The 25,992-nt window shown below is 68.8% G+C and carries 28 protein-coding genes and 2 pseudogenes; 12 read left to right on the top strand and 18 right to left on the bottom strand.

Annotated features, from left to right (window positions below):
• Nucleotides 1–121 precede the first annotated feature (121 nt).
• Nucleotides 122–760: a hypothetical protein gene (locus ACFYZR_RS28610; RefSeq protein ID WP_391915307.1), complete on the top strand. Its 639-nt coding sequence runs from the start codon at nt 122–124 to the stop codon at nt 758–760.
• A gap of 103 nt (nt 761–863) precedes the next feature.
• Here the strand turns inward: ACFYZR_RS28610 and ACFYZR_RS28605 are convergent, their stop codons facing one another.
• The 3 genes from ACFYZR_RS28605 to ACFYZR_RS28595 form a co-directional block, all read right to left on the bottom strand.
• On the bottom strand, nt 864–1,724 hold the full coding sequence (locus ACFYZR_RS28605) for a hypothetical protein (RefSeq protein ID WP_391915305.1): 861 nt from the start codon (nt 1,722–1,724) through the stop codon (nt 864–866).
• Nucleotides 1,725–1,884: 160 nt separating this feature from the next.
• Nucleotides 1,885–2,523: a hypothetical protein gene (locus tag ACFYZR_RS28600; RefSeq protein ID WP_391915302.1), complete on the bottom strand. Its 639-nt coding sequence runs from the start codon at nt 2,521–2,523 to the stop codon at nt 1,885–1,887.
• A 175-nt stretch (nt 2,524–2,698) separates the two neighbouring features.
• The gene (locus ACFYZR_RS28595) at nt 2,699–3,625 is read right to left on the bottom strand and encodes an AraC family transcriptional regulator (RefSeq protein WP_391915300.1); all 927 of its coding nucleotides are present in this window, start codon (nt 3,623–3,625) and stop codon (nt 2,699–2,701) included.
• A 171-nt stretch (nt 3,626–3,796) separates the two neighbouring features.
• On the opposite strand from ACFYZR_RS28595, the gene ACFYZR_RS28590 reads away from it, so the two are divergent.
• Entirely contained in the window at nt 3,797–4,177 is a 381-nt protein-coding gene (locus ACFYZR_RS28590; RefSeq protein ID WP_391915297.1) for a YybH family protein, read from the top strand.
• 69 nt (nt 4,178–4,246) lie between these two features.
• Here ACFYZR_RS28590 and ACFYZR_RS28585 read toward each other — a convergent pair whose 3' ends face one another.
• On the bottom strand, nt 4,247–4,723 hold the full coding sequence (locus ACFYZR_RS28585; RefSeq protein ID WP_391915294.1) for a HEAT repeat domain-containing protein: 477 nt from the start codon (nt 4,721–4,723) through the stop codon (nt 4,247–4,249).
• Nucleotides 4,724–4,920: 197 nt separating this feature from the next.
• On the opposite strand from ACFYZR_RS28585, the gene ACFYZR_RS28580 reads away from it, so the two are divergent.
• The 3 genes from ACFYZR_RS28580 to ACFYZR_RS28570 all read left to right on the top strand — a co-directional run bounded on the left by ACFYZR_RS28580 (nt 4,921) and on the right by ACFYZR_RS28570 (nt 9,346).
• Complete coding sequence (locus ACFYZR_RS28580) at nt 4,921–5,580, top strand: hypothetical protein (protein WP_391915291.1); 660 nt, start codon at nt 4,921–4,923, stop codon at nt 5,578–5,580.
• A 981-nt stretch (nt 5,581–6,561) separates the two neighbouring features.
• Nucleotides 6,562–6,939: a glycine-rich domain-containing protein gene (locus tag ACFYZR_RS28575; protein ID WP_391915542.1), complete on the top strand. Its 378-nt coding sequence runs from the start codon at nt 6,562–6,564 to the stop codon at nt 6,937–6,939.
• Nucleotides 6,940–7,399: 460 nt separating this feature from the next.
• Entirely contained in the window at nt 7,400–9,346 is a 1,947-nt protein-coding gene (locus ACFYZR_RS28570) for an APC family permease (RefSeq protein WP_391915289.1), read from the top strand.
• 56 nt (nt 9,347–9,402) lie between these two features.
• On the opposite strand, the gene ACFYZR_RS28565 is transcribed toward ACFYZR_RS28570, so the two are convergent.
• The gene (locus tag ACFYZR_RS28565) at nt 9,403–9,729 is read right to left on the bottom strand and encodes a hypothetical protein (protein ID WP_391915287.1); all 327 of its coding nucleotides are present in this window, start codon (nt 9,727–9,729) and stop codon (nt 9,403–9,405) included.
• A 2-nt stretch (nt 9,730–9,731) separates the two neighbouring features.
• On the opposite strand from ACFYZR_RS28565, the gene ACFYZR_RS28560 reads away from it, so the two are divergent.
• Complete coding sequence (locus ACFYZR_RS28560; protein ID WP_391915285.1) at nt 9,732–9,863, top strand: hypothetical protein; 132 nt, start codon at nt 9,732–9,734, stop codon at nt 9,861–9,863.
• 71 nt (nt 9,864–9,934) lie between these two features.
• Here the strand turns inward: ACFYZR_RS28560 and ACFYZR_RS28555 are convergent, their stop codons facing one another.
• Nucleotides 9,935–10,687: a DUF6424 family protein gene (locus tag ACFYZR_RS28555; protein WP_391915283.1), complete on the bottom strand. Its 753-nt coding sequence runs from the start codon at nt 10,685–10,687 to the stop codon at nt 9,935–9,937.
• 1,230 nt (nt 10,688–11,917) lie between these two features.
• On the opposite strand from ACFYZR_RS28555, the gene ACFYZR_RS28550 reads away from it, so the two are divergent.
• Entirely contained in the window at nt 11,918–12,253 is a 336-nt protein-coding gene (locus ACFYZR_RS28550; RefSeq protein ID WP_391915280.1) for a MerR family transcriptional regulator, read from the top strand.
• Nucleotides 12,254–12,504: 251 nt separating this feature from the next.
• Here ACFYZR_RS28550 and ACFYZR_RS28545 read toward each other — a convergent pair whose 3' ends face one another.
• From ACFYZR_RS28545 to ACFYZR_RS28525, 5 genes and pseudogenes are all read right to left on the bottom strand, one after another.
• Nucleotides 12,505–12,831, bottom strand: a complete 327-nt coding sequence (locus ACFYZR_RS28545; RefSeq protein ID WP_391915277.1) for an SCO5918 family protein — start codon at nt 12,829–12,831, stop codon at nt 12,505–12,507.
• A gap of 49 nt (nt 12,832–12,880) precedes the next feature.
• A complete protein-coding gene (locus ACFYZR_RS28540) occupies nt 12,881–13,183 on the bottom strand; it encodes a CBS domain-containing protein (protein WP_391915275.1) in 303 nt (100 codons plus the stop codon).
• A gap of 46 nt (nt 13,184–13,229) precedes the next feature.
• Nucleotides 13,230–14,717: a DEAD/DEAH box helicase gene (locus tag ACFYZR_RS28535; protein ID WP_391915272.1), complete on the bottom strand. Its 1,488-nt coding sequence runs from the start codon at nt 14,715–14,717 to the stop codon at nt 13,230–13,232.
• A gap of 363 nt (nt 14,718–15,080) precedes the next feature.
• A complete protein-coding gene (locus tag ACFYZR_RS28530; RefSeq protein ID WP_391915269.1) occupies nt 15,081–15,284 on the bottom strand; it encodes a cold-shock protein in 204 nt (67 codons plus the stop codon).
• A gap of 745 nt (nt 15,285–16,029) precedes the next feature.
• A pseudogene (locus tag ACFYZR_RS28525) lies at nt 16,030–16,955 on the bottom strand (2-hydroxyacid dehydrogenase); the annotation flags it as partial.
• Between the two features lie 234 nt (nt 16,956–17,189).
• Here ACFYZR_RS28525 and ACFYZR_RS28520 point away from each other — a divergent pair.
• Nucleotides 17,190–17,369 carry a hypothetical protein gene (locus ACFYZR_RS28520; protein WP_391915266.1) on the top strand — a complete coding sequence of 60 codons (180 nt, stop codon included), beginning with the start codon at nt 17,190–17,192 and terminating at the stop codon, nt 17,367–17,369.
• Nucleotides 17,370–17,491: 122 nt separating this feature from the next.
• Here ACFYZR_RS28520 and ACFYZR_RS28515 read toward each other — a convergent pair whose 3' ends face one another.
• Complete coding sequence (locus ACFYZR_RS28515) at nt 17,492–18,364, bottom strand: helix-turn-helix transcriptional regulator (protein ID WP_391915264.1); 873 nt, start codon at nt 18,362–18,364, stop codon at nt 17,492–17,494.
• 205 nt (nt 18,365–18,569) lie between these two features.
• On the opposite strand from ACFYZR_RS28515, the gene ACFYZR_RS28510 reads away from it, so the two are divergent.
• Entirely contained in the window at nt 18,570–19,421 is an 852-nt protein-coding gene (locus ACFYZR_RS28510; RefSeq protein ID WP_391915261.1) for an oxidoreductase, read from the top strand.
• 244 nt (nt 19,422–19,665) lie between these two features.
• Nucleotides 19,666–20,418, top strand: coding sequence for an NUDIX domain-containing protein (locus tag ACFYZR_RS28505; protein ID WP_391915258.1), 753 nt, complete (start codon nt 19,666–19,668; stop codon nt 20,416–20,418).
• Here the strand turns inward: ACFYZR_RS28505 and ACFYZR_RS28500 are convergent.
• A complete protein-coding gene (locus ACFYZR_RS28500; RefSeq protein WP_391915256.1) occupies nt 20,320–20,787 on the bottom strand; it encodes a hypothetical protein in 468 nt (155 codons plus the stop codon). The genes ACFYZR_RS28505 and ACFYZR_RS28500 overlap by 99 nt on opposite strands.
• 224 nt (nt 20,788–21,011) lie before the next feature.
• Here ACFYZR_RS28500 and ACFYZR_RS28495 point away from each other — a divergent pair, with 224 nt between their 5' ends.
• Complete coding sequence (locus ACFYZR_RS28495) at nt 21,012–22,004, top strand: amidase (protein WP_391915253.1); 993 nt, start codon at nt 21,012–21,014, stop codon at nt 22,002–22,004.
• Nucleotides 22,005–22,172: 168 nt separating this feature from the next.
• Here ACFYZR_RS28495 and ACFYZR_RS28490 read toward each other — a convergent pair whose 3' ends face one another.
• From ACFYZR_RS28490 to ACFYZR_RS28470, 5 genes are all read right to left on the bottom strand, one after another.
• A complete protein-coding gene (locus ACFYZR_RS28490) occupies nt 22,173–22,424 on the bottom strand; it encodes a hypothetical protein (protein ID WP_391915251.1) in 252 nt (83 codons plus the stop codon).
• Nucleotides 22,425–22,550: 126 nt separating this feature from the next.
• The gene (locus tag ACFYZR_RS28485) at nt 22,551–22,787 is read right to left on the bottom strand and encodes a hypothetical protein (RefSeq protein WP_391915248.1); all 237 of its coding nucleotides are present in this window, start codon (nt 22,785–22,787) and stop codon (nt 22,551–22,553) included.
• 24 nt (nt 22,788–22,811) lie between these two features.
• The gene (locus ACFYZR_RS28480; protein WP_391915245.1) at nt 22,812–23,078 is read right to left on the bottom strand and encodes a hypothetical protein; all 267 of its coding nucleotides are present in this window, start codon (nt 23,076–23,078) and stop codon (nt 22,812–22,814) included.
• 823 nt (nt 23,079–23,901) lie between these two features.
• Nucleotides 23,902–24,141 carry a hypothetical protein gene (locus ACFYZR_RS28475; RefSeq protein ID WP_391915242.1) on the bottom strand — a complete coding sequence of 80 codons (240 nt, stop codon included), beginning with the start codon at nt 24,139–24,141 and terminating at the stop codon, nt 23,902–23,904.
• Nucleotides 24,142–24,371: 230 nt separating this feature from the next.
• Nucleotides 24,372–25,289 carry a hypothetical protein gene (locus ACFYZR_RS28470; RefSeq protein WP_391915239.1) on the bottom strand — a complete coding sequence of 306 codons (918 nt, stop codon included), beginning with the start codon at nt 25,287–25,289 and terminating at the stop codon, nt 24,372–24,374.
• Nucleotides 25,290–25,591: 302 nt separating this feature from the next.
• Between ACFYZR_RS28470 and ACFYZR_RS28465 the strand changes: the two are divergent.
• Nucleotides 25,592–25,992, top strand: a pseudogene (locus ACFYZR_RS28465) (hypothetical protein); the annotation flags it as partial.

The following is a 25,992-nucleotide window of genomic DNA, read 5'->3' as shown; positions in this document are numbered from 1 at the left end:
GTCCGTCACCCACCTGCGCGGTCCTCGGTCAGGCAGTCCGCACGCTGTCAATGCGATCCGTGCGGTCCGTGCGGCAGACCTCGCGGATCATGTCATGGCCATGAGGGTTAGGGTGGCGGCCGTGAAATCGAAGATCGTGTCAGTGCTCATGGCCGGTTCGGTGTGCCTGCTCGCCACCGCGTGCGGGAGCGAGGAGACCGGCGGCAAGGACCGTGGCAACGCCAAGGCCCTGCCGTCGGCCACCGTGCTGCCGCAGAGGCTGGAGAAGCCGCCGACCCTGCCCGACGAACAACTGCAGCCGTCCCCGGCCGCCGACGCTCCTTTCAGCGAGAACCTCGCCTACGAGCTGCGCCGCAAGACCCGGGACATGGCCCGCGCAGTGGGCAGCATCACCGCCGAGTGCCCCAAGGACCTGGAGTCGAAGAGCGGGACGCGGGTGACCTGCAAGACCGCTTTCGAAGGCCTGGAGGTGGAGTGGGACGTGAGCATCGGCGAGAAGTCCGCCTTCTCCCGGAACTATGTGAATTACACGGCGACCCCGCGCCAGGGCATCCTCACTCGCGACGGCGTCGCCCGGCTGCTCTACGGCAACTACCGCGACAGCATCGACTACGCCTTGTGCAATGACATCCCCAAGGCCGTACTGGTGCCGCTCGACACGCAGTCCAAGTACGCCTGTGAGGTGGTCAGCAAGGGGAAGAAGCCTCTGGGCTACCCCCAGCCCGTGCGGGCCACCGACTCCGGCCCTCGGTACTACTGACGCTCCCCAGGGCCGGCCAGGCCGCCACACGCGACCGGCCCCCGGCCCCGGCCCGCGGCGGCGGCCGGTCCCGGGCCGACCGCCCCGGCGTCGCACCTCGCGCTCAGCCTGTGAGCGGGCCTCCGGCCATGTCCGCGGGCAGGCTCTCGACGGCCTCCGGAGCCGCCGGGGGCTCGACAGGCTTGCCCAGGTCGGTGAAGTCGGTCGTCATCTTGATTCTGACTTGTCCCATGCCGCTGCTGAGCAGGGTACGAGCGATGAGTCCGTCGTGATTGATCCACACATCCGCGAAGACGGGGATCTCGCCACCCATCTGCTTCAGCCCCGAGTCGAGCTTGGCCCGCCTGTCCGGCGCCATCCGCACGGTGATCGCCTCGTGATCGAGCTTGCCGCGATAGCGCACAGCCGGCTTACCGTTCACGCTCTCCTCGCCCACCTTCGCGGCGCCGCGCATCATAGCCGCTTGGCGCAGGGTGTACTCGGGGTCGTTCATCGGCGGGCGCAGCAGATAGTGGGCTTGGGCCTCCTTCCGGGAGACCGACCGCCAGGCGGTGTCGCCGCTCTTCTCCTCGGGCATCCGGAAGTAGACGGTGTCACGGGTGAATATCTCGTCCAAGGGGATCGTTTTCGTCGCGTCCACGGACATTCCGAGCTTCGCGGCGAGTCGGCCTCCGCCGCCTGCCATGTCGAACTCGCCGTTGGCGGCGACTGTGAAGTTCATTTCGGCGGGCCCGCTCATCTCGGTCCGTTCTTCGACCCGAGCGGTGCTCTTCAGCGTCGCCGCCACGGCGTCGCGGACCGTGGCCCCCTGATCGGCCGCCGCCCCGGGAACGGGAACGGAAGCGGAAGCCGGGGCGCTTGCCGATGCAGATGCCGAGTGCCGGGGTTGTTCGGCGGAATCGGGCGTGCACGCCGCTGAGCTGAGCAGGGCAATGGCACAGACGAGGATGGCGGGACGCCGCATTTTCTTCCCGATAGGTCATGGCGGGGCAATATCGACATGCCCCTCATATCAAATCTTGATCATATCTTGCGGATTCTTCTTCCTTGTACCCAGTACGCGCAGCCGAACGTGCCGCGGGCCCGTGGTGGGCGCGGGCGGCGGTGGAGTCCACGCCGGTACTTCAGCAGAGGTCGCGTTCTCCAGGGATGGCGCTCGAACCGCCCAGATACCTGGCGATGGGAAGGACATGAGCGCCGATGACCAATGGTCTGCCCACCGGCGCAGTGGTTTCGAGTCTCGGCTTCCCACCATTGCCGAAGTCGACCTTGTTGGTGACGCCGTCGCCACTCGGAACGAAGAACGACCACAGGCCGACAGCCACTTTGGCCTTGATGACCTGCTGGCCCTCGGGAGGGAACGCGGCATCCGAGGTGACCACGCTCGTGAGTCTCTCCACGACCAGCAGCGAGGCGATCGCCCGCTGAAGCCTCCCGGACTTCTCACCGAACGCCATGTCCCAGTGCGTCTGAGGATCGGCGGCCCATGGTGGACTCGAGTGCTTCGTGTACGCCTCGTGCAGCCGGCTCGAGGCGTACCAGCGGGGGTCGGGATTGACCGGCCAGACCACATACGCACCCAGTTCGGCTTCGACGGTCACCACGCTTCGGGCGAATCTGGTGGTGGTCGCGTCAAGCCGATCGGCACCGGCCCACAGTCCCGAGAAGTCCTTGTTCACCCCTCTGGTCCAAGTGCCGGAAACTTCCCCGCTCGTTGTCGCGCTGTCGAAGGAGATCGTCACGGATCGGGAGTTGCTGAGCATGCTCAGCAACTCCCTCCTGCCGCCCAGGTACTCGGCGGGTCTCGGGGGGCGGCCCCTGGTAGGAGTGGGGAAGCCTCTGCAGGGCCCTCAGGCGCACGATGTCCCGCAGCGCGGACGTGCCTTCGTTCGCGACTCCGGGGCAGTACCGGCACCGCTACCTGCGCCGGCGCTTCTCTCACCGCTGGGTTTGGCGGAAGTCGCCTGGGGGGCGGCCGGTCTCGCGGGCGAAGAACTTGCCGAAGTTGGTGGCTTCGGTGAAGCCGAGCGCGCGGCCGATTGTTGCCACGGGCAGGTCGGTGTGGGCGAGCAGCCGCTGCGCTTGCAGGGCGACGCGGGCGTCGGTGAGCTGCTTGGCGCTGCGGCCGGTGGCGGCCAGGCAGGCGCGTGTCAGGGTTCGGGGGGAGCAGCCGAGTCGTGCGGCGTAGTCCTCGACTGAGCGGGTGGTGGCGAAGGAGTGTTCCAGCTCGCGCCGGAAGGCGAGGTAGATCTCGGTGCCGGGCGTGGCGGGGGCGTGGTGTCCGGTCGGGTGGGCGAGGCGTGCCATGCGGATCAGGAGTGCGCCGAGGAGTTGCCGCAGCAGCGCTCTGGTCAGTTCGGCATTGGTGTCGGCGGGCGCTGTTGTGTCGGGGGTCCGGCCAGCTCGCAGTGTGCTGTATTCCGTGTCCACCTCCGTCACGGCGCGGTTGAAGGCGCCGAACTCGTCGGGCGGCAGAAGCTGTGCGACGGAGCCGCCGAGTCCGTCGAGCACCTCGTGGGTCGCGGGCAGGGGTGGTGGGAAGTCGGGGGTGAACAGCAGCAGGATGGCGTTGAGGTCCGCGGGGTGGCCGTTCGCGTCGGAGGGCAGGCGCTGTACCTGACCGGGTCGCAGGTGCAGGAGCGTGCCGGGGGCGCACGGGTAGGTGACGAAATCGACCATCGCGGTGCCCTCGCCGCCACGTACGAGCATGACCTGGTGGAAGTCGAGGCGGCTCGGCCGGCGGGCGACCGAGCCCTTCAGGCGCCGCTTCAGCGCGTCGAAGGTCAGCACTTCGATGCCGGTATGCAACCGGTCGGGGTTGTCGTAGGCGATGTCGATGACGTCGCGCTGTCCACTTTCGACCATCTCGGGTCCTGACTCTACCTCGTCCGGGTGGCAGCTGCGGGGGCATCGTGGAGGCACGGCCGAACGGCAAGCGCCACACCAGGCACCGCGCCGGGCACCGCGCCAGACACCGCGCCAGGAAGCCGTCACCACCATCCCTTCGTGAAGTGAGGACCTTTCACCATGTCCCCTATGCTCCCTGTTGTCACCGACCCCGCGACGCTGCCGATCCTGTTCCAGGACGCTCTGAACGCCGGTGATGTCGACGGTGTGCTGGCCCTGTTCGCCCCGGGTGCGGGCATGCGCACGGTGGCCGGCGAGCACATCGCCGGCGCCGAGGCGCTGCGCGCGGAGATCGGCGGAACCGTCGCCGCCCGTGGCAGGCTGACGAACGTCAAGCGGCACACGCTCATCGGGGCGGAAACCGCCCTCCTGGTCACCGACTGGACCCTGGAGATCGACGGCCCCGACGGCGAACGGATCGCCCCTACCGGTACCACCGCCAACATCGCCCGCCGAGACGCCGACGGCGGCTGGCGCTTCACCCTCCTCAACCCCCTCGGCATCGCCTGATCAGCCCGACCCACGGGCAGCCGACCCTCCGGGCGGGAACGCGGGTACGTCTGCAGGTTGTGTCCCCATCTACGGTGACCGTCGTGAGCGGCTGTCTTCCCGTCCCCGTTCCTGGCGTCTGCGTCCGCGTGAAGCCGGACGTGGGCTCCTGTGGGCCGTACGCGCCCATCGTGGCGGGCTTCGAGCCGCCGGGTCCCGGCGCCGGGCAGCCCTCATCGGCGCGGGGCTGGCGTCACCGCGGTGGTCGTCGCGCAGGGCCAGTTGCACCGCGGCGGTGACTCGTACGGCCTCCTCGGAGTCGGAAAGGCAGGCGGCCAGGGCATCGCAGGGGGCGGGGTCGTCGGCCCGGGCCCGCAGGAGGGCCCGGCAGGCGCCTTCCCGGACCCGGGCATCCGCGTCCCGGGTACAGGCCAGAACGGCGGCCAGGGCATCGGTGTCCGCCTGCTGGACCTGCCATTGCAGGCCGCCGATCGCCGCCCAGGACCGGACCTGGGCGTCGGCGTACCGGGTGAGGGCTGGCAGCGGCTTCTCGGCCCGGGGATCCATGGCGGGCGAGGGGCCGACGGCCGCTCGCCACACCGGGTGGTCGACCTCGGGCTCGACGCGGCAGACCTCCGCAGGGCTCGGGCACCAAGCCGGATCAAAGTTCGGGCCAAACCCAGTGCAAGATCTGCATTCGGACACGAGTTCGGCGTGATGGGGCGGATAGCTTCGTCAGCACCAGTCACGTCACAGGGGGACCCATGCTTCGTCGTCACATTCCGGCAGCCGCGCTTGCCGTGCTCGCCTTGGCCGGATGCTCCAGCAGCCCGGCATCCAGCGCCGCCGCATCCGCAGAAACGAACCTGCAGCCCGCCGGCCACGCTGCGGCGGCAAGCGACGGGAGCATACCGACGGGACCGGGGCCGCAGGCCCGGTACACGGTGCAGGAGCAGCCCGCCCCGGGCACGTGCCACTACCGCTATACCCCGGCGAAGGAGCCGCTGCCGGACCCGGCATGCACGCCTGGCGCGGTGAGCCCGGCCGTCACACAGTCGAACCTTACGCAGACGATCTGCCGTCCGTCCGGATACACCAAGGGCATACGCCCGCCGGTCGCGGTCACCGGCCCGGAGAAGATCGCGAACGCCGCCTCCTACGGCGACAAGGACTCCCTGCACGACGCCGAGTACGACCACCTCGTCAGCCTCGAGCTCGGCGGCGACCCCAACGACCCCCGCAACCTCTGGGTCGAGCCGCCCTCCCCCGGGCACACGCCCGGAGGCGGCCCGAACAACCCCAAGGACCAGGTAGAGACGAAGCTCCACACCGCGATCTGCTCCGGCCAGGTACAGCTCCGCGACGCCCAGCAGGCCATCGCCACGGACTGGACCACGGCCCTCAGCAAGCTCCATATCAAATAGCCGGAACGGGCGCACACCACGCCACGCATACAGGGTGCGATCCCGGCGGAACCCCGGGCCCGCACCCTGCTGCGTATCAGCGCCTTGCTCGGTGCTGCCGTCCACGACATAGAACCGGTACGTTCTTCGAGGTCGGCTGCGAGTTCGGGACCGGGTGAGGGAAGCCCGACGTCGTTACGTCCTCCCCGGTACGCCGAACCGCTTCGGCCCGGCGTATCGCGCGGAAGGTTCGGCTACTCGTCTCCACCGCCCTCAGCGACGCGCCCGCTGCACAAGGGCCGAGCGCCTACGCCCGCATCCCGGACTCCGGACAGGTCGGCGCGGGCCGGCGCCCCGCGCGGTGCGGAGCGTCGTCATCGCGCTGGGCAGCCGTCCCTCCACAGGCCCATGTGCCAGCCTGGGTATCGGGACAGTGTGGTCACACCCAGGTGTCGGCGTACACGTGAACGTGAACGTCCCCAGCCGCGTACATGCGTGGCACCCCGGTCCCGCCGTGCCAGCCCTGGCGTTTGCGGTGGAGGAACGGATCGGGCTGGATCTGCTCGATGGAATCGCCGTTGCCCCAGGCGGCAAGGCGCGGGCACGCGAAGAGGGATCACTCTTCTTGCAGTGCGCCCTTCCGGGCAGGGAGTAGGCGGAAGGGCAGCTTCTGCGCGAGCTTCGTAGTTGTCGCCGCCCGTTCCCCTGGAGGTCGGTCATCAACAGCATCCGTCGTGCCATCGCCGCCGCAGCGGCAGGCGTCCTGCTCTCCCTCGCCGGTATAACCGTGACCGCGCCCGCCCACGCCGACGGCCCGGCCCAGAACCTGGTCTGCCAGACCATCGCCCACGTGAGTGACCAGCTCGTTCCCCCGGTGTGTGACAACTGATCCGGGCAGGGGGTGCCAGCGTGTTCACTTCGCTTCGCGGGCTGCTGACCGGGACGGTTGCGGCGGGGCTGCTGCTGGGCGCGTTGCCCGCAGCCACAGCGGGCCCCGTGAACATGGCAGCGGCAAAACGGAAGGTCTTCCTTCCGCACAAGGGCGTCACATGGCAGGTTTTCATGGTGCCGGCTGGAGTCACCACCTTGACCATCGACGCGGTCGGAGGAGGAGGCGGAGGCGGGGCCGGTACGTGGACGTCGTCGTACGACGGCGGGCAAGGCGGCGGGGCCGGGGCCGTTATTCGCTGCCGGGTGGCTGTGAGGCCGCGGATGGCGGTCGCCTTCTCGGTGGGCCGTGGCGGGCGCGGGGGCCCTCACTTCCCCAATGACCCCAACCGTGCCCCAGGCTCGGGGGGCCAGGCCACAGACATGCGGTCCGATGATCTCGGACCCAGCTCGCCGAGGGCCACCGCGGGGGCAACGGCTGCGTCGTGCTGAGCTGGTGACCCGCACACCGTAAACCCCGCTTTGAGCGCGGCCCGCCGGTACTGCGGGCCGCGCTCAACATGAGAATGATCGTTGGCCACGGGAAAGGGTCCCGCCAGTCGTCGAAGTGACCGCCTGATCCCGGTGCCGGCCACGCCGTCCTCGCTGGCCCCCCTGGCCCCCCTGGCCTCGCACCAGCCGTTTGTCCCGTAACCGTCGCCCGGCTTGTCCCGTAGCCCTCGTGCCAGGCGTCCGCCGCCGTGGTCGGCACGGGGCCGGCCGCCGAGCGCCCTGGGCCCGGACCCAGCCCCGGCCCCGGCCCCGGCCCCGGCCCCGGCTATGCCCTACACGCCAGATCTTGACGTTTTCCTGACGCCCATCCCGGGCGAGGCCAAGAATCCATTGCTTACGCTGGCTCGGCTGTCCACCTGATGGCCGAATTTCCACCCCAGCAGAGCACCAGGAGCACCACATGGCCACCCCGACCGACACGCACACGAGTCGTCTGCGGGGGTGGATGCTGGAGGGGCTCTCCGACATGGGCAAGGGGCGTCCATCGCAGGCCGCGCCGACGCCCGAGCACAAGGGTCAGCCCTGGTACCGGGTGATGTGCCTGACCGGTGTCGACTATTTCTCGACCCTCGGCTACCAGCCGGGCATCGCCGCTCTGGCCGCCGGTCTCCTCTCCCCCATCGCGACGATCGTGCTCGTGATCGTGACCCTGGCCGGCGCGCTGCCCGTCTACCGGCGCGTGGCCGAGGAGAGCCCGCACGGCGAGGGTTCGATCGCGATGCTGTCGCGGTTGCTGTCCTTCTGGAAGGGCAAGCTGTTCGTCCTCACACTGCTGGGCTTCGCCGCGACCGACTTCCTGATCACGATCACGCTGTCGGCCGCGGACGCCTCCACCCACCTGGTGGAGAACCCCAATCTGCAAGGGTTCCTGCACGACAAGCAGGTCCTGATCACCATGATCCTCATCGCGCTGCTCGGCGCGGTGTTCCTCAAGGGCTTCCTGGAGGCGATCGGCGTCGCCGTCGTCCTGGTCACGGTCTACCTCGCGCTCAACGCGGTGGTCGTGGTCACCGGCCTGTGGCACGTCCTCACCGAGGGCCACGTCGTCACCGACTGGACCGCCGCCCTCACCACCGAGCACGGCAACGTCTTCGTCATGATCGGCGTCGCCCTGATCGTCTTCCCGAAGCTGGCGCTCGGCCTGTCCGGCTTCGAGACCGGCGTGGCCGTGATGCCGCACGTCAACGGTGCCCCGGGCGACACGGAGGACCGGCCCGCCGGGCGGATCCGTGACACCAAGAAGCTGCTCACGACCGCCGCGGTCATCATGAGCGTCTTCCTGATCATGACCAGCTTCATCACCACCGTGCTCATCCCGCACAAGGAGTTCGAGTCCGGCGGCCAAGCCAGCGGCCGCGCGCTCGCCTACCTGGCGCACGAGTACCTGGGCAACGCCTTCGGCACGGTCTACGACGTCTCGACCATCCTCATCCTGTGGTTCGCGGGCGCCTCCGCCATGGCCGGTCTGCTCAACCTGATGCCGCGCTACCTGCCCAAGTACGGCATGGCCCCGCACTGGGCCCGCGCCGTGCGGCCCATGGTGATCGTCTTCACCCTCGTCGCCTTCCTCGTCACCTGGCTTTTCGACGCCGACGTCGACGCCCAGGGCGGCGCCTACGCCACGGGTGTCCTCGTCCTCATCTGCTCCGCCGCCATCGCCGTCACCATCGCGGCCCGCAAGGCCGGCCAGCGCGGCTGGACCATCGGCTTCGGCGTCATCTCGGCCGTCTTCCTCTACACCACCGTCCTCAACGTGATCGAGCGACCGGACGGTGTGAAGATCGGTGCCTGCTTCACCGCCGGCATCCTCCTCGTCTCCCTCCTCTCCCGCCTCGGCCGCGCCTTCGAGCTCCGCGTCACGCATGTGGAGCTCGACGAGATGGCCGAGCGGTTCATTCGCGACATATCCCACCGCACGCCGCGCTTCATAGCCAACGAACCCGACGAGCGCGACGCCACCGAATACCGCGAGAAGATCGAGCAGATCCGGGCCGACAACGACATCCCCACCACCGAGGACTTCGTCTTCGTCGAGGTCACGGTCACCGACCCCTCCGAGTTCGAGGCCGGCCTGACGGTACGCGGCGAGATCCTGCACGGCCGCTACCGCGTCCTCACGATGGAGAGCTCCTCCGTCCCCAACGCCCTCGCGGCCTTCCTCCTCCACTCCCGCGACCTCACCGGCACCCGCCCCCACGTCTTCTTCGAGTGGACCGAGGGCAACCCGTTCACCAACTTCGTCCGCTTCTTCCTCTTCGGCCAGGGTGAGGTCGCTCCGGTCACCCGCGAGATCCTGCGCGAGGCCGAACCGGACCGCGACCGCCGCCCCCGCGTCCACGTCGGCTGACCAGCCGCCCACCGCGCGAGCCGGAATCGCAGCCGCCACACCGCACGCCTAGCAGCTCATGCCGCCACGCCCGCCCGGCGGGCGTGCAGCAGCTCGCGGGCAGCCGCGCCACCGCGCACGGCGGCATCGATGGCGGGAGCAACGCTGGCATCGGCATCGGACCGGCATGCCAGGCACAGCGTCTCGCCGTCCACCGGCCGGAACAGCCTGGACTGCACGTGATTCCCGGTGCACTCCCGCATCTCGCCCACGCGCGGCCCCGCGGTCGCGCGGCGGTCGGCTTCGCGCTGCTCGGCGAACGTCGGCGTGGTCGGCATCTTTCGCGTCAGCCGGCTACGAACCAGCGCACCCGGGCTGTGGACGACCTCGGGCAGGCCCGCCATGCGTGTCCTACCCCAACGAGGCGGTGCGCATCACTGGAGGTCTCACCTGGACGGCGAAACTCCCCGCCGCACCGGCACTGGCCCTGGCCGCGCTGATCCTCATCGCGTACCTCGTCGCTCGCGGCTTCGCCTGACGACGGGTCGCTGATTTGCCAGTACGCCACGCACCATTGACGCCGCCACCGCAGCCCCGGACACCGCCAGGTCAGGCCTGTCGCGCGAAGGCGGCCCGGGCCACCGCATGGCCGGCGTCGAGGACCAGTGCCTGGCCCTTGGCCTGGGCCTTGTGCAGTTCCGCGTGGAGGGGGGACTGTTCGGACGCGAACAGGACGTTCACACGCCCGTCCCCCGAGCCCCGTCGGCCCATCGGGGCGACGGCCACCGGTTCGCCCGCGTCGTCCGTGACCCACAGGGTGAAGTCGTCCCTCTTGAAGAAGCTGATCTCGGTGATCGGACTCGGGTAGTGGTGGACGCCGCCGCCCGTCGGCAGCTCCGCGCTGTGGTCCTTCTTGGCCAGGGGCACGCTGGCGTTGCAGATGGAATCGGTCCACCGCTGGACGCCGTCGGCGTCCGTGATGGGGGTGTCCAGCAGTTCCCGGATGCCGAGTTCCTCGACGGCGTCGGGGAAGCCCGCGTAGAGCCGCCGCGCGTTCTGGCGCAGCAGGTCGACCTTGGCGGGGTCGGCGCAGAACTGCGCGGACCACTCGATGCCGGCCATGTTGCGGACCATGAACCAGCCCTGGTCGTCCTTCACCCAGAGGCCGCCGCCGTGGTGGTCCTCGACCGGTTCCGGTCCGTAGAACGGGTGGTCCAAGCCGTCCACGAGTTTGTGCATCTGCTTGCGGGACGCCACATACTCGGGTGAATCACTGCGTGGAGGATGCCCGGGGATGTTGATGGTCCAGGGTTTGTCCTCGTGTTCGACGTGCGGCGTACTCGGGTCTGTTTGTGGAGTCATGGTCACGCAGCCTTCCCGTGAGCCATTGTTGTTCGCACCGTGCGCACACGGTGCACATACGGGAGCGCCCCCTCCTTGATTCAGCCTGCGTCTCGCCCCTAGGTCAGTCAAACCGGGACCGACCGCTCCAACCGCTTGGTTGGAACGGACAAGAACGGACAAGACTTCTGCCGGTTACGAGTGATTACCGGTAGATTCGTCAAACCCGGATGATTCCCCACGGCAAGCACGACGCCCGCGCCGGCCCAGACCAGATCACCCCCACCGGCAAGCGCAAGGGCCAGAACCCCTCGGGGGCAAGCATCTACCGGGCCCTCACCGAGCACGCCAAGCGCGAGGGATACCCCGAAGCCATCGAACAGGCCCACGCCGGCTTCACCGCCCTCCAGGTCGGCGAAGCCCCCGCCCCCCCTCCGCGACGTCACCTTCTACCAACCCCAGCCCGCCCCCACGGGTTGACGAAACCCATAGGGGCACCCCCGGCCGGAGGCGGCGCAAGGCTGTGGGCGAACGCGCGGGCGTGCACGATGCCGGAGGGACTGTCACCCTCCACCACGACGGGCCTCACAGCAGATGCGCTACGGGCTGTCTCCGTCTCACTCATGCGCAGAACACCCGCGCCTGTAGGGTGCGCCACCGAGTCAGGCTTGTGCCCGCAGCGCAGGACTTCAACGAGACGGGTCCCCTTTCCGGATGCAGCAGTGGGAGAATCATGCAGGCCGACACCACAGAAAATCTGTAGCCGCTGGAGTAGACATTGGCGTCGGCAGGGGTTAGCGTCTTCTGTGTAGCCCGGAAGTCAGAAGGGCGCGGCAGAGACGAACTGCCGTGCGAGCAGGTCAATGCAACAGGTCAATGCAAGGAGCGGCCCAGCAGCGGAGCGGTGGAGCCGGAAGTGATGGGTTCTTCCGCTGGCTGTCAAGCCGAGCGGCCCAAGGGGCCGCACAGCAGTACCGTGTCACCAGCCAGTGCAGATCAGTCGAAGAGGTAAGGAGCAGAACGCCATCAGGATCGCCCGGGGTCGGGACGACGTCCGCCTGGGTACCGCAGACCCCGGATTGGAAGGTGGTCCCCGGTCACACAGCCGCGATCCCCGCAGCCCCGCCCTCGCGTGTGGACCTGCGGAAGAAGAAGGCCGGTGCAGTCAGCCGGCAGATGGTGTTGAAGGCTCGGGGCCCGGGCGCCAGTTGGTGCTCGGGCCCCTCGACGCGTCCCCGGAAGAAGAGGTCTATGCCCCCTCGCAGTACTCGCCCTACCGACAAGTTCGACGACGACGACTATCCCGCCTACACCATGGGCCGGGCTGCCGAGATGCTCGGTGCCACGCCGGCCTTCCTGCGCGCATTGGGTGAGCACCGTTTGATCACCCCGCTGCGGTCTGAAGGCGGCCACCGCCGCTACTCCCGCTACCAGCTGCGTATTGCCGGCCGGGCTCGCGAACTCGTCGACTCCGGGACGCCCATCGAGGCTGCCTGCCGCATCATCATCCTTGAGGATCAGCTTGAGGAAGCCCGGCGCATCAACGAAGAACTCCGCGGTCAGGGCAGGCCTAAGCCCTCGGCCTGATCCTCACTTGACTGTCGAACGAGACGGAGCACTCAAAGGCGCGGGCACGGTCTCCAACGGCGATTCGTTGGGCGGCGTCGTGACCCGGGAGCCCACTTCCGGTAACAGATAGCTCTCCCTGCCACGCCGACGGCCCCGAACCGCCGTCAGCCGCGGCCGCTCCGGGCCCAGCCACGAGGCGGCGGCTTCACCGCCCACCGGGACGAGGTGGCCCGTTCCCGTCGCTTATCACAGCTCTGTTCGGCTTCAGCTCACACTTGGCCGCGGTTGAGGGGGACGGGGTGCGTGCCGAGCATGGCCGAAGCCCTCTGGTAGGGGCTGGTCACGGGAGCGGGTCCGGCGGTGGGGCGCGTACGGCAGGCGAAGCCGAGGCGGGTCATGGCCCTCAGGACCTCGACGGCGCTGAAGTCCCGGCGGTCCTGGCGGGTGATGATCTGTCCAACCTGTTTGGCGGGATAGTGGTGTCGTCCAATGATGACGAGGTCATCGGTGACCGGCTCGGGCTTGACGCCCTTCATCGATTCCATCACGCCGTTTTTGGTCAGATCGAACGGGAAGCGGGCGATGACACAACGCATGATGCCTCACAGGGAAGGAGCGGACGGGGCCGTGCGGGATGGGGGGCGTTCAGTGGGAGACAGCGAGCGCGCCCGGGGCCGAGCCGCCGGTGACATCGCGCAGGCGGATCCGGTCCGTGTAGTCGGGGCTGTCACGGACATCGGTGAGGCGGACCAGGGTGACACGTCCGGTGCGCTGGCCGTCCTCGTCACAGATGACCAGGTGGCTCACCCGGGCGGCGGTCATGAGGGAGAGCGCCACCTCGACGGTCATGGTGTCCCAGACCTGTGGTGCGGCCGGGGCCGTGGGGTCGGCCAGCGTCTGGACCGCGTTGGGGATGGTGGGACGGGGGTGCATCTGGTCCAGTGTCAAGATGTGCCTCCTGCGGAGTTGGGTCAGCTTGCTGATCACGAAGGTCCTAGGCCGCCACACTGGATGTGGACGACCCTGTGGGCGCCCGCCCGGTCATCGAAGCGGGGCGGCGTCGGCCGCGTGAGGCCGCTGCGCGCTTGCGGCGGCGTTCGGGCGCCGGTGCGGCGATGACGACGGGGATGCCGGAGGGGGCCTGTGCGCCGGTGATGCGGTGCAGGGCCTCTTCGCCAGGACGGACCTGGGTGGTCTGCGGGACGACACCGGCCGCTGCCATCAATCGGGTCACGCTCCGGCGCTGGCTGGGGGTGACCAGGGTGACGACGCTGCCGGACTGGCCGGCACGGGCCGTGCGGCCACCGCGGTGGAGATAGTCCTTGTGGTCGGTCGGCGGATCAACGTTGACGACGAGGTCGAGGTTGTCGATGTGGATTCCGCGTGCAGCGACGTTGGTCGCCACCAGCACACTGACGTGGCCCGTTTTGAATTGGGCCAGAGTGCGGGTGCGCTGCGGCTGCGACTTCCCGCCATGCAGGGCCGCGGCCCGCACCCCGCTGTTCAGAAGGTGCTCGGTCAGGCGATCGACGGCGTGCTTGGTGTCGAGGAAGAGGATCACGCGGCCGTCGCGTGCGGCGATCTCGGTAGTGGCCGCGTGCTTGTCGGCGCCATGGACGTGGAGCACATGGTGCTCCATCGTCGTGACCGCGCCGGCCGAGGGGTCGACGGAGTGCACCACGGGGTCGTTGAGATAGCGGCGCACAAGCAGGTCGACATTACGGTCCAAGGTGGCGGAGAACAGCATGCGCTGCCCGCCGGGGTGCACCTGGTCGAGCAGGGCGGTGACCTGCGGCATGAAGCCCATGTCGGTCATCTGGTCGGCTTCGTCGAGGACTGTGACGGCCACCTGGTCCAGCCGGCAGTGGCCTCGGTCGATCAGGTCCTTGAGGCGTCCGGGTGTGGCGACGAGGACCTCGGAGCCGTTGCGCAGAGCGGCCGCCTGCCTGCCGACCGGCATCCCGCCCACGGCCGTGGCCAGCCGCAGGTGCACGCAGCGGGCATAGGGAGTGAGCGCGTCGGTGACCTGCTGCGCCAGCTCACGGGTCGGTACAAGGACCAGCGCGAGCGGTTGCCCGGCCTCGGCACGCCGCCCGGCTGTACGGGCCAGCAGGGCCAGGCCGAAGGCGAGCGTCTTGCCCGAGCCGGTGCGTCCCCGGCCCAGCACATCACGGCCGCCAAGTGAGTTCGGAAGCGTCGCGGCCTGGATCGGAAACGGCACGGTCACGCCTTGCGAACCGAGCGCGGCCACAAGCGTTCTGGGCATGTCGAGATCCGCGAACCTCTCCACGGCGGGAAGCGCGGGGCCGACCGTCCTGGGGAGGGCGAACTCGGCCTGCGACCGGGCAGGACGCACGCTGCGGCCACCGGAACGGGCCGGCCCGCCAGGACGGCTCGCGCTCGGCGAGCCGAAGTGGCTGCTCTTTTCCGAGCCGGCGTGGCCGTCACGAGTGCGGGAAAAGCGGTTGCCTGTGCGGTTCATACGGAACCTCCCTTGATACGGCACACATCAAGGAATTTTCCGCAGCGATGAGCAGCGCGGAGAATCGCGTGAATCGGCCGGATGGAACGCGAAAAAGAAACTTGATCGCGCGCAGTCTGCGCAGGCGCCTGCGGAAAAGGCGGAGAGGCGGAGAGGCGGAAAGGCGGCCACACGATGGTGATACGTCACCGGGGGCCTGGGCCGCAGGGCAGCTAGGGTGCGTCCTACGCCCCTTCGGGGCACTTCGGGTGCAGCGGAGGCAGCTCCAGAGCTGCCCCGGGTGAGACCGGCGCCGCGCGATGCATGCAGATGGGGCCCGCACCCCAAAGGATGCGGGCCCCATCTGCAAGTGTGTCAGTCGCGTCAGGCGAGAACGATGTTCTCGGCCGTCGGGCCCTTCTGGCCCTGCGCGATGTCGAAGTTCACCTTCTGGCCTTCGGCCAGTTCACGGAATCCCTGGGCGGCGATGTTCGAGTAGTGGGCAAACACGTCAGCGCCGCCACCATCCTGCTCGATGAAGCCAAAGCCCTTTTCCGCATTGAACCACTTCACGGTGCCTGAACTCATGTCATTCTCCTTCGGGGCAGTGCACAGGCATCCACACGGTGCGAATGCCGTGTCGCCGCGATGATTACCCCGACCGGAAAAAGACCGGAATTATCAGGAATGTTTCAGCGGCGCGAACGCCGACCGAAGTACCTGAAATATTGGGAACCACAACTGCAACCGAGATCGACACTAGCACACCGAAGCTGCTTGAGCGCGCTGAAAAATACTATTGCGGTCGCCGTGAAAATAAATCTGTGCGCAGGCCCGGCTGAAATTATGTATCCGCTGGAACAGTTTTTGAGGCAGTCGGAGCACAGCATTCCGGGAAAGGCGGTGTGGTGCTCGGCCTCGTCGCGCTGGTACCCGGCGGAGGCTGCTGGGCAACGGCAACACCGGTCGACCCCGGTCGGCCGCGAACAGAACATGATGGTGCAGCGGATTCCCCAGCGCCGGAGATACCCGCGGTTGGGACGGGCCGAGTAGGCCCGGTCGCCCCGTACTCGCAGCGGGCGAACACGCGGGTGGCCAGGTCCCGAACGCGGCACCCGGATGGCTTCCAACACGGCGATGAGCTCCGGGCTGTCTCCGCGTTGTGCGGCCGTCACCAGCAGCGATATCGGCCGCTGCCCCTGTTGGCAGGCGAGCTGGATCTTCGTTGTCCAGCCGCCGCGTGAGCAGCCCAGGCCGTGGTCATCAGGCTCGGTACGGCTGCCACCCGGCGGCTGCTTCTGACGTTGCACGTCGCCCCGGGCACCAATGCTTTAGCGAGATGGTCGGCGATGTCGTCCGCCGTGGTCTGCACGATCTGCCCGACCGCGTCCCTGGTGAAGTACGCCTGGTGGGAGCTGTTCAGAACGTTCCTGAAGGTCATCAGCCGGGCAAGGGTGTCGTCGGTCATGACCTCGAGGGACTTGTCGAAGAAGAAAACGCCCGCCTCCTCCTCGTACACATCCAGACCGACGCCCTCCAGCCGCCCGGCCCGCAGGGTCTCGACCAGTGCGTGAGCGTCCAGCAGGCCCCCGCGGCTGGTGTTGATCAAAATGGCGTCGTCCTTCATCAGCGCCAGCGCCCCGGCGTCGACGACGTGACAGGTCTCGGGCCCCAACGGCGCGTGCAGGCTGAGCAGATCGGATTCGGCGAACAGGCGCTTGCGGTCGACGTATTCCATGCCCAGCGCCTCACACTCCTCGTTCGGTGCGACGTCATGACCGACCAGCCTCATCCCGACCCCGCGGCGATACGGGCGAACACAGTACCGATCTTGCCGGTGCCGAGCACGCCCGCGGTCCGCCCATGGAAGTCCCGGCCCATGAGGCCGTTGAGACGGAAGTCGAAGTCACGGGTGCGGGCGATGGCCCGCGGGACCCTGCGGTCGACCGCGAGCGCGAGAGCCCACGCGAACTCGGCGATGGAATAAGGCGAGTAGAACAACACCCGGGACACGGCCAGACCCAGCTCCCGGGCCGCGTCCAAGTCGATGTTGTTGTAGCCCGTGGCGCGTTGGGTGATCAGCTCCGTACCGCCTTCGGCGAGGGTCCGCAGGACGTTCCCGTCCAGGATGTCGTTGACACTGCTGCAGACGATCCTGCGCCCGGTCGCCGTCGCCACCGTGTCCGCGTCGAGGATGAGGTCCAGGCACCGCAGGTCGTGGTTCCCGCCATGGTCCGGTGCTCCTTGTCGTCGGGGCAGACCATATGGAACGGCGGGATCTACGGCATGTCCTTCCTTCACCCGCCGCACCCGCTTCGCTGATCCGAACGGGTCGTAAGCAGCAAGGGGCCCTTTCCGGACCCCGTACCGGAGGTCGCGCCGCGGGGGCACGTACTTCATGCCCCAGGGGCGGATCCGGTCGTTGGACGGCCAGGCCAGCCGCTGATCGCGAGGGCCTTGGGGGCGGGGAGGCCGGTGCAGAGGGCGAGCAGCTTGGCGTCGCGGGTCAGGGCGGTCTTCGCCATGTGGGGCTCCCACGCCCAGGGCATCCTGCACCGGGACGTCAAGCCGCAGAACGTGCTCCTGGACGCCGACGGCAAGGCCGTCCTGACCGACTCCGGGATCGCCGCGGTCGCGGGGGCCACCCTGGTGTGCAGACGACAGCGGGGGTGAAGGACGTTCCCATGCGGTGGGGCGCAAAGCCTGCCGGTGTTCCATAACGCCCATGCCGGCTCATGGGGCGCAGTCACTATGGCCGACCGCTCCCCGCGGACCGACGGGCGTCCAATGACCTGCTAATGACCTGCGCGCCGCCCGTGCGCGGTCTCGGGCTGCCGTATCCACGCGGCCAGTAGCCGAAGCGCCTCTTCGGAACTGGAGCCTGCCTCGGCGGTGTAGACGCTCAGCCGCTGGTCCGGGTCGGCGGGCAGGGTGAGCGACTCGTAATTGAGGGTGAGCGGACCGACGACCGGGTGGTGGAAGTGTTTGCTGCCATGCGTGTGCCGATGCACGTTCTGGTCGGCCCACCAGCGGCGGAAGTCCTCATCCGTGATCGAGAGTTCGCCGACGAGTTCGGCCAGCAGCGGATCGTGGGGATGACGTCCGGCGTCCCGCCGGAGCGAAGCGACGATGTCCTGGGCGTGGATGTCCCAGTGGGCATACAGCGAGCGGGCGGTCTCGTCGCGGAACATGAACCGCACCAGGTTCCGCTCGCGGTGCGGCAGCGCCTCGAAGTCGGTGAGCAGCGCGCGTGCCATCTGGTTGGACGCGAGTACGTCCAGTCGCCGCCCCAGCACAAGGGCGGGGGTGTGCTCGAGGATCCGGAGCAGGTCGCGCAGCCCCGGGCGGACCGCCTGTGGACGCGTCGCCGCGCGGCGGGGCCTGCCCGCGGCGGGCTTGGCGAGCTGGAACAGATGGGCGCGTTCGACGGGATCGAGACGTAGCGCGCGGGAGACGGCGTCCAGCACGGTCTCGGAGACGTTCAGCCGCCGTCCGCGTTCCAGGCGTACGTAGTAGTCGACGCTCACGCCCGCCAGTTGGGCGACCTCCTCGCGGCGCAGTCCTGGCACTCGCCGAGAGCCGCCGCCGTCGGACAGGCCCGCCTGGCGCGGGGTGATCCGTGCCCGCCGCGAGCGGAGGAACTCACCGAGAGCTGTGTTGCGGTCCATGCCGTTCACGATAGGGCCCAAGATCGCCCCGGCGGCCTGTGAAGGGGGGACTGGCAGTCCCCCGGTCCGGCTGTCCCCGGGGCGAAGCGGACCCCCCAGAAGCCGGTCAGCAGCCGATTCCGGTGCTGAAGTGGAACGTGTCGAGACCGGCCGGGACCCAGCCGCCCCGGTTGGCCTCTGTTCGCAGCGAACGAAGGGAACTCCTGTGTCGGACACCAAGACATTCCTGATCACCGGCGTCAGCACCGGCCTGGGCCGCGCACTCGCACGCACGGCGCTGGCCGCGGGCCACCGGGTGGTGGGCACAGTGCGCACGCCCGCCGACGCACGGGCCTTCGAGGCGCTCGCCGGCGACGCGCACGCCCGCATCCTGGACGTGACCGACCATGAGGCGGTGGGCACGGTCGTGGACGACACCGAGCGCCACCTGGGCCCGGTCGACGTACTCGTCGCCAACGCCGGGTACGGCCATGAGGGCCTCTTCGAGGAGTCGTCGATGGATGACCTCCGCCGTCAGTTCGAGGTGAACGTCTACGGAACCGTGGCGGTGATCAAGGCCGTGCTGCCGCACATGAGGGAGCGCCGTTCGGGCCACGTCATCGCCGTCACCTCGATGGGCGGGCTGGTCACCATGCCTGGCCTCAGCTTCTACCACGGCAGCAAGTTCGCGGTGGAGGGCATCCTCGAAACGCTCGGCAAGGAGGTCGCCGATTTCGGCATCCATGTGACCGCTGTCGAGCCGGGCAGTTTCCGGACCGACTGGTCCGGCCGCTCGATGATCCGCGCACCCCGTGTGATCGCCGACTACGACGAGCTGTTCGAGCCACTGCGCGCCCGGCGCATCCACGGCCGTGGGACCCAGCCGGGCGACCCGGACAAAGCCGCGGCCGCGGTGCTGCGCATCGTGGCGGCCGACCAGCCGCCGACGCGCCTGCTGCTCGGCACCGACGCGCTTCGGCACGTCCAGGCCGGACGCGACGCCTTCGAGCGCGACATGCGGGCATGGGCCGAGCTGTCGGCCTCCACCGACTTCGACGACGTCAGCCGGTCCGCCTGACGTCACTCGCTGTCGGGCCCCGGTGCGGGGCCTCGACAGCGGCCGTCACCACCAAGCCGGCCCGCTCTTGGTCCACCACAGCCGAACCTGCTCGTAGCCGTTCACGCCAGCCCGGCGGCCCGCCGCAGCGCGGGAAGCGGACTATGGGCCGACACAGCAGACCGACCCCGGCGGGTGCCGGCGGAGGTTCGGGCTATCGCCGGGCCACCTGGGCTGATGGCCATCTCCCACTACGCTGGGCTGGGTGACCGGGACATTGCCTTCGGGCGTGGAACTTTTCGATGTTCACCGCCTTCGTCTGGTCGAAAGTGAAGCGCCCGTGCTGTCCGCGGAACTTGAAGCGGCACGGGACCAGGTGTGGGAGATGGCGGTCGCCGCCAACCCGGCGCTTTTCGATGGGCCGGTGGTGGGGTGCACGGGACTTCGGTGGGAGGAGCCGGAGACGTTGTTCCTGTGCTGGGCCGCGGTGACGTACCGGCACTATGCCCTGCGCCGGGTTCCCGGCGGCCGGGCGTTGCCGTCGTTGTTCGTGAACGTGATCCAGCCGACGGATGACGGCGAGGTCGTCGTAGCGCGGATGTCGGCCGCGACGGCTGCGCCTGGCCGGTGGCAACTGCCGGGCGGCTCGGTGGAACCGCCCGGGAACGGCGAGGCTCTGGATGAGGAAGGCCTGCGCGGGCAGGCGGCGCGGGAGCTGGCCGAGGAAGTCGGAGTAGAGGTCGAGCCGGGCGAGCTGCGGCTGTGGGCGGCCACACGAGGCGGGAACCTCAGCGTCGGTCTGACCTATCTCGCTCCGGCCCTGCCGGAGGCCGCGCTGAGGGGCCGGTTCGCCGCGGTGGTGGCGGCCGAGCGCGCGGCAGGCCGTGAACCGGAACTCGCCGAGATCGCGTTCGTGCGCTCATCGCAGGAGCTGGCCGGCTTGGCAGGGCCGCATGCGGACTACGTGGAGCCGGTCGTCCGCCGGTATGCCGAGACCGCACTCCGGCCCGGCACCTGACTCGGACGCCGGCGAGAAAGTCGCGGCCGCGCTCGTCGAGCTCGGCCACGCGGCGCAGGCCGCAGGCGGGGCCCGGAAGCGGGCGAGGTCGCTGCGCATACGCGAGACGGCCTTGCGGGTGCGGACGGAGCGGACGCCGGCCATGTCGTCGACCGTTTGGTGCCAGGTGGCGCACGCCTCCTCGATGCCGCCGCGCTTGAGGTGCATCTCGGCGCCGGCGACCAGGTCCGGGGCGACGATCCGCGCGTAGGTGCCGGCCGGACGGGCGGTGGCGGCCGACCCGTAGTGCTCGGCAGCGGCCCAGTCGAGCCGACGATCACCGCGTGGAAGGCAGAACGCCCCTCCACGACCGGCTACCAGAGCGTCCACGAGATGCGGGAGATCGTGAACGCGATCCTGTACCGGAACCCGCACCGGCTGCCAGTCGGACTTCCTGCCGCACGAGTTCGGGCGGACCGCCGTATGGCTGGGAAAGGCCGCCGGGGAGCCTCCCTGTCCCAGTCAGCGGACCATCCGCTGGACGGTCGGCCCCGGCCTGAGGCACCGTCATGCCTGCATCGTCCGCGCACGCCTCATGGTGAAAGGGCAGTCGCATGCGAAAGAGATCAGGCAAAGGATACAGACGCATCGGTCAGCTGGTCGGGACTCTCCGGGCAAGCCTGGTGGCCTCTGCGGCGGTCGCGGCACTACTGGTCGCGGGGGCCGGCACCGCCACGGCCGTGCCCCAGCAAGGCGTCGGCTACTTCGGTTCCTCGATTGCCGCGGCTCGCAACGCGGACGGCCGCCTGGAGCTGTTCGGCGTCAGTAGCAACGGGGACGTGTTCCACCGCCGGCAGATCTCCCCCGGTGGCGGCTATGCGAGCTGGGAGAAGTGGAGCGGCCCCATGGTCGCCGTCGCTGCCGAGACCAATGCCGATGGACGGGTGGAGCTCTTCGGCGTCAATAGCGGTGGTGGTGTGTGGCACCGCTGGCAGAGGCGCCCCGGCGGCGACTGGTCCGACTGGGAGCAGTTCGACGGCGCGCTCACGTCAGTCGCCGCGGCCCGTAACGCGGACGGCCGACTGGAACTGTTCGGCACCGACCGCACCCATGGTGTGTGGCATCGTTGGCAGAGGTACCCCGGTGGCGACTGGTCCGGCTGGGAGAAGTTCGACGGCGGGTTGTCCCAGGTTGCCGCTGAGACCAATGCCGATGGGCGGGTGGAACTGATCGGCGTCGATCACACCGAGGGTGTGTGGCACCGCTGGCAGAGGTCCCCCGGCGGTGACTGGTCCGGCTGGGAGAGGTTCGACGGCGGGCTCACGTCAGTTGCCGCAGCCCGTAACGCGGACGGCCGACTGGAACTGTTCGGCACCGACCGCACCGAGGGTGTGTGGGACCGTTGGCAGACCTCCCCCAATGGCGGGTTCGAGAACTGGGTGAAACTCGACGGCGGACTGACCCAGGTTGCCGCTGAGACCAATGCCGATGGGCGGGTGGAGCTGTTCGGCGTCGATCACACCGGGGGTGTGTGGCACCGCTGGCAGTGGGCCCCCGGTGGCAACTATGTCGCCTGGGAGAAGTTCGACGGTGCGCTGAGGCCCTGACCTCGCTGTTTCGGTTCACATCGCCTCGTGCCAGGGCCGCATACGTGCTGCCGTTTTTCCCCCGAGGACTATCGGTAAAAGCTGACCAACGCCCCGGCTACGAGTCAGCCGGAAGCTGACTGAAGGGCGTGTCCGCTGGGTCATATTCCTGGGCCCGTCGGACACGCCTTAGGTCTCTGCGGCCTCGCCGATCGGTGGCCGGACCACGGCCGCGTGTCCTTCGGCGCCCAGCGTCGACAGCGCCGCCGTGATGGGCGTGACCTGGCGCTGGTGGTCGTCGTACGAGCCGACGACAGCGCCCGGCTCGACAGCGAGCCGGGCCGCCTTGGTGGACTTACCGGAGCCGCTCGGGCCCATCATGATCAGGTACCGCCCCGGCCCGAACACCTGGCGTACGACGGAGACGTACTCCGCTGACATCGCACCGTTTTGCCCCGTCATGCAGGCACTCTTCCACTCGGCGTCCGCGAGCGGGGTCACCGGTGCACCCCGTCCTTGATCTGCCTCGTGACGGCAGGCGGGCGAGGCGGGCCAGGGGCCCCCTGGCTAACCGGTACCTGGCTGTTCGCCTACGAGCCGGGGAGTTCCCGACCGGACCTCGACGCGCAGCAGCGTGAGGAGGTCCAAGAGCGATGAGCCGGAGTAAGCGGTAGGAACTTCGAGTTCGGCTACCGACTGTCCCTCTTTGGCCAATGGCCGCACCTGGGGCCCTGTTTCATCAGCCGTGGATTCCACCAGCGTGATGATTTTCCCATCGACATCGAAGAGTACATGGACTTTCATGCGGCCCCCCTTTTTTTCCTTGCCTCATGGTGCGACAACGAGGAACACGGGACGGAAGCTGACGTTGTCCGTACCGCTGTAGTCCCACTCCACCTGGAGAACGGCGCCACCACCGCTCTCGTACTGCTCCAGGACCGTCTTCCTCAGCCTTCCGTTGGAGCCGGTGGGAGGACAACCGGAGACGTCCTGCCACGTCCCTGGCTTCGCGACGCCGGGCCACCAGGTGATCACGGCCGCATGCCCCCCGGTCGTCGCGATCTCGCCCGTCGGGGCACAGAAAACCTGCGCCATCACGCCCTCCTCTTGACCTGCCAAGAATCTCTGGCCAGCGATATCGCGTATCACGAACTCACCGCGAACCACCTTGGTCGCTTCTTTTCCCTTGCGAGAGCGACCCAAACGCTTCGCTGGAGCTCGTCGTATTGCCGAAAGACGATACTGTGCCCGAATAGCTCAGACCAGGCGGAGAGGAGCTCCTTCGTCATCTGCAACCTCCTTCTTTTCCTGGCCCGGCTGACGGCCACGTGCGCACTCCTCTCCCCGGCCCAGGGCGATCCGCACCTTTGGTCAGTCCTCGTACAGCGCCCGTGGGGCGTCGCCTTGTGGGCGTGCAGCGAAGCGTGGCGCGCGAGCTCGGACAGACTGGGCTTCGCCTGATTCCCGTGATTCCCGAGCAGGATGAACGACAGTCGCTTCAGCGCATCGGCCGTCCCTCCAAGGCGTGACGAGTGTGGACCACAGTGTGCCCAACGTCCGCAAGGGGATGTCCCGGTCGCGGACGAGTGCGGGATCGAAGCGGTCGTCGAGCAGCGGCGACAGGTCCTCGGGTAGAGAGCGAACGTGCTCGACGGTCAGGTCGGTGAACTGCCGATGCCGACTCGCGCCTTGATCTCGCGCAGTAGGGAGATCTCGCGGTAGCCGGGATGGCGGCTCATCGACCGTCAGGGCCCCGGTCCCACCGAGCGACGAAGCCATCGGCGCCGTCGTGGACCAGGGCACTGGCCCACCAACGGACCCGCCGCCGCCTCGTTCGCATTGCCTTTCCGCGCGCCTGTCTTACCCGGCGGAAATCGCCGCAGCCGCGGTCACGCCCGTGCGACTGTCTTTGTAGACGTCAGCGACGCCGTCGCAGCGGGGTGGTGCGGCATTCCTCGAGAGCTCGGACGATCATCCGGAACAGCTCGAAGCCCAGGTCCTTCCCCGCGGCGCGGAAGAGTTCGAGGTAGAAGCCGGGGAAGGTGTTCTCATCGACGATGACCGGCTCACCCCGGTGGAGGATCACGTCGAAACCGATGATCTGGGCTCCCAGTGCCTTCTGGGCACGCAGGGCCAGTTCGGCATGCCCGGCTGGCACATCGCACAGGTCGATCTCGCCGCCGGCTCCCGTCGCGCCGTGACTTCGGTCGGCAGCGCTGAACGATCGAGAAAGTAGAGGACGAAGCGACCACTGCGTGGCGAGTCGCCGCTCGCCGCTGCCCCGACCGCCTGGCGCTCGGGGCAGCTCGATTACCCAGCCTTCCTCAGTCTCCCGGGCCGGCCATCAGGGCCATCAGGGCCCGCACGAACCGCGGGCCCATGCCCCGGTCAGCCGAAGTAGACGGAGGAGATGTCGTTGTCGAAGCCGATGGTCGCGAGGTCGGCCACGTCACCGTTGACGATCCTGGATTTGCCCGTGCAGTTGCGCTCGGACCAGATCTTCAGGCTGCCCTGGGCCTGGAGGGAGGAGGCGACGTTGTCCCGGGCCACGTTCTGGCACCCCTTGCCCGCCAGGCCCTGGGAGGGGTCGCCGAAGTTCCGCTCGTCGAAGAGGACGACGCTGGTGGCGGGCTTGGGCTGCGGGCTGCCGGTGCCGGTGTTGCCACCGGCGCCGCCCGCCTTCTTGCCGTCGGGGGTGACACCGAACCAGGTACCGCCGACGCCCTGGCCCTTGGTCTCGCCGGGCTTGGTGTCCTTGCTGAAGCGGTAGACGGGCCAGCCTCCGATCGTCACCTGGAGGCTGCCGTCGTCCCGCTTGACGGTACCGACCTTCGGCTTGTCGACACCGTCGAGGAAGACCTTGCCGCCCGGTGCGACGACAACCGGCGGCCAAGTGGACGCACAGTCGCCGTTGCACGTGGACTTCGACGGGTTCGCGCTGTCCTTGTCGAAACGGTAGAGGGTGAAGCCCGCCCCGTTGACCACTACCGGGTTCAGCGCCCCGGCCTTCGAGGCGGACAACTGCACCCATCGCTGCGCCTCCGGCTTCGTCGCCGGCTTCCCGGGCTCGACTGCCCAGTCACCCGTCTTGGGCGAGGCGTTGTTTGTCTTCGCGGTGCCGCCGAGGAGGCTCAGGCCCTGCCCGGCCGAGGAGCCGGCCCCGGCGTCCTTGCCCTGGCCCGCCGCGGGAGCGGCCGCCGAAGAGGCGGACGCGGAGCTGCCTTTGTCCTCCGCTCCGCAGGCAGAGAGCAGAAGCACTCCGCTCGTGGCGACGGAGACGATCACTGCGGTGCGCTTACGGATCACGGTTACTCCCCCATGGTCAAACGCTCCGGTCCGCCCGAAGCCGTCAGCAGCACGTACGGTCCGGGCCCCGGGACAGCCTCACCCGGTTACCTCCTCGATACACCTTCGATACGAAGTAACGGCGCCGACCGAGAGCGTGGAGGCCGACACGGCAGCGGCGCGCGAGCGACCTTGGCAGCAGTCGCAGTACGGCGAGTATCGCCCGGCGCCCCGGCCGTCAGCATGAGGTACTTGCCCTCGACAGATGCCCTCCGTGGGCAAGCTGCTGCCCGGATGTCCGGATGTCCTGTCCGGATGTCCGGATGCTGGCCAACAACCGGGAGCCGTTGGGGATCAGTGGCGAGCACACGCTGGTGGTGGCACCGCTGGCCGTGCCGGTCGAGGAGCGGGTGGACGCCCTGGGGGACGGCCGTGACTGCGCCGCCGCAACCCTGTTCGCCGAACGGGCCGCGGCGGCGCCGGGTTTCATCGTGACCGCAGACAATCGCCGAGCGGTGGCGTCGCTGTGCCGACGGCTGGACGAGCTGCCCCTGGCGATCGAACTGACCGCCGTCCGGATACGCGCACTGCCGGTAGACCAGATCCTGGCCCAACTACTGATGTTTTCATTAGTTCTGTGGTTGTTGGGGGTGGATTGTCAGTCCGGTGTGGGTGAGGAAGGACCAGGGGAGTTGGTCGTCGGAGCAGACGCGGTGGATGCCGT

This window comes from Streptomyces sp. NPDC001678 (assembly GCF_042892945.1).
GTDB lineage: Bacteria > Actinomycetota > Actinomycetes > Streptomycetales > Streptomycetaceae > Streptomyces.
This window is presented reverse-complemented; position numbering and strand designations above follow the sequence as displayed.